Annotated in this window: 1 protein-coding gene; it reads left to right on the top strand. The window is 67.3% G+C overall.

From position 1 onward, the window contains the following. Positions 1-33: 33 nt before the first annotated feature. On the top strand, positions 34-257 hold a 224-nt coding region (locus R0J92_RS24460; protein WP_411053594.1), incomplete at its 3' end, for a phosphatase PAP2 family protein.

The raw sequence follows: 257 nt of genomic DNA, 5'->3' as shown, positions 1-257 counted from the left end.
CGGCTTGCCCGCGAGGGCAGCGCCACCATCCAGGTGACCGAGATCTCGGGGGTCATCGCGTTTCCGTCGCTGCACACGGTGATGGCCTGCATGGTCGTCGTCTTCACCATGGGCACGCGTGTCTTTCCGCTGGCGGTGATCCTGAACGCGCCGATGATCCCGGCGACGCTGGCCCATGGCGGCCATCACCTCAGCGACATCTTCGGCGGGCTCGCCGTTTTTGCCGCCTCTTTCGCGGTGGCGGCCTGGCTCTTGCC

Origin of the sequence: Tritonibacter sp. SIMBA_163 (assembly GCF_046535935.1) — a bacterium.
Taxonomy (GTDB): domain Bacteria; phylum Pseudomonadota; class Alphaproteobacteria; order Rhodobacterales; family Rhodobacteraceae; genus Epibacterium; species Epibacterium scottomollicae.
This window is presented reverse-complemented; position numbering and strand designations above follow the sequence as displayed.